At 53.8% G+C, this 2,535-nt stretch carries 1 rRNA gene; it reads right to left on the bottom strand.

Going from position 1 to position 2,535, the window contains the following annotated elements:
- Nucleotides 1–44: 44 nt before the first annotated feature.
- Nucleotides 45–2,535: ribosomal RNA gene (locus ACFQ7C_RS20255) — 23S ribosomal RNA — on the bottom strand; the annotation flags it as partial.

Below are 2,535 nucleotides of genomic sequence, written 5' to 3'. Positions count from 1 at the left end.
GTGTTCTCTCAAAACTAGATAACAGGTGAGACATCATTCAAAATATGGTTAAGTCCTCGATCGATTAGTATCTGTCAGCTCCATGTGTCGCCACACTTCCACCTCAGACCTATCAACCTGATCATCTTTCAGGGATCTTACTTCCTTGCGGAATGGGAAATCTCATCTTGAGGGGGGCTTCATGCTTAGATGCTTTCAGCACTTATCCCGTCCGCACATAGCTACCCAGCGATGCCCTTGGCAGAACAACTGGTACACCAGCGGTGCGTCCATCCCGGTCCTCTCGTACTAAGGACAGCTCCTCTCAAATTTCCTACGCCCACGACGGATAGGGACCGAACTGTCTCACGACGTTCTGAACCCAGCTCGCGTACCGCTTTAATGGGCGAACAGCCCAACCCTTGGGACCGACTACAGCCCCAGGATGCGATGAGCCGACATCGAGGTGCCAAACCTCCCCGTCGATGTGGACTCTTGGGGGAGATAAGCCTGTTATCCCCGGGGTAGCTTTTATCCGTTGAGCGATGGCCCTTCCATGCGGAACCACCGGATCACTAAGCCCGACTTTCGTCCCTGCTCGACTTGTAGGTCTCGCAGTCAAGCTCCCTTGTGCCTTTACACTCTGCGAATGATTTCCAACCATTCTGAGGGAACCTTTGGGCGCCTCCGTTACCTTTTAGGAGGCGACCGCCCCAGTCAAACTGCCCACCTGACACTGTCTCCCCGCCCGATAAGGGCGGCGGGTTAGAAGGTCAATACAGCCAGGGTAGTATCCCACCGATGCCTCCACCGAAGCTGGCGCTCCGGTTTCCAAGGCTCCTACCTATCCTGTACAAGCTGTACCAACATTCAATATCAGGCTGCAGTAAAGCTCCACGGGGTCTTTCCGTCCTGTCGCGGGTAACCTGCATCTTCACAGGTACTATAATTTCACCGAGTCTCTCGTTGAGACAGTGCCCAGATCGTTGCGCCTTTCGTGCGGGTCGGAACTTACCCGACAAGGAATTTCGCTACCTTAGGACCGTTATAGTTACGGCCGCCGTTTACTGGGGCTTCAATTCGCACCTTCGCTTACGCTAAGCGCTCCTCTTAACCTTCCAGCACCGGGCAGGCGTCAGCCCCTATACTTCGCCTTACGGCTTCGCAGAGACCTGTGTTTTTGCTAAACAGTCGCCTGGGCCTATTCACTGCGGCTCTCTCGGGCTTGCACCCTAACAGAGCACCCCTTCTCCCGAAGTTACGGGGTCATTTTGCCGAGTTCCTTAACGAGAGTTCTCTCGATCACCTTAGGATTCTCTCCTCGCCTACCTGTGTCGGTTTGCGGTACGGGCACCTCTCACCTCGCTAGAGGCTTTTCTTGGCAGTGTGGAATCAGGAACTTCGCTACTATATTTCGCTCGCCATCACAGCTCAGCCTTATGGGAAACGGATTTGCCTATTTCCCAGCCTAACTGCTTGGACGCGGATATCCAATACCGCGCTTACCCTATCCTCCTGCGTCCCCCCATTGCTCAAATGGTGAGGAGGTGGTACAGGAATATCAACCTGTTGTCCATCGCCTACGCCTTTCGGCCTCGGCTTAGGTCCCGACTAACCCTGAGCGGACGAGCCTTCCTCAGGAAACCTTAGGCATTCGGTGGAGGGGATTCTCACCCCTCTTTCGCTACTCATACCGGCATTCTCACTTCTAAGCGCTCCACCAGTCCTTCCGGTCTGGCTTCACAGCCCTTAGAACGCTCTCCTACCACTGTTCGAAGAACAGTCCGCAGCTTCGGTGATACGTTTAGCCCCGGTACATTTTCGGCGCAGAGTCACTCGACCAGTGAGCTATTACGCACTCTTTAAATGGTGGCTGCTTCTAAGCCAACATCCTGGTTGTCTAAGCAACTCCACATCCTTTTCCACTTAACGTATACTTTGGGACCTTAGCTGGCGGTCTGGGCTGTTTCCCTTTCGACTACGGATCTTATCACTCGCAGTCTGACTCCCAAGGATAAGTCATTGGCATTCGGAGTTTGACTGAATTCGGTAACCCGGTAGGGGCCCCTAGTCCAATCAGTGCTCTACCTCCGAGACTCTTACCTTGAGGCTAGCCCTAAAGCTATTTCGGAGAGAACCAGCTATCTCCAGGTTCGATTGGCATTTCACCCCTACCCACACCTCATCCCCGCACTTTTCAACGTGCGTGGGTTCGGGCCTCCAGTAAGTGTTACCTGAACTTCACCCTGGACATGGGTAGATCACCTGGTTTCGGGTCTACGACCACGTACTCATTCGCCCTATTCAGACTCGCTTTCGCTGCGGCTCCGCATCTTCTGCTTAACCTTGCACGGGATCGTAACTCGCCGGTTCATTCTACAAAAGGCACGCCATCACCCGTTAACGGGCTCTGACTACTTGTAGGCACACGGTTTCAGGATCTCTTTCACTCCCCTTCCGGGGTGCTTTTCACCTTTCCCTCACGGTACTGGTTCACTATCGGTCACTAGGGAGTATTTAGCCTTGGGAGATGGTCCTCCCGGATTCCGACGGAAT

The sequence above is a fragment of the Microbacterium sp. NPDC056569 genome (assembly GCF_042793475.1).
Lineage (GTDB): Bacteria > Actinomycetota > Actinomycetes > Actinomycetales > Microbacteriaceae > Microbacterium.
The sequence above is the reverse complement of the archived record's forward strand: the minus strand, read 5'-3'. Positions and strand labels throughout refer to the sequence as shown.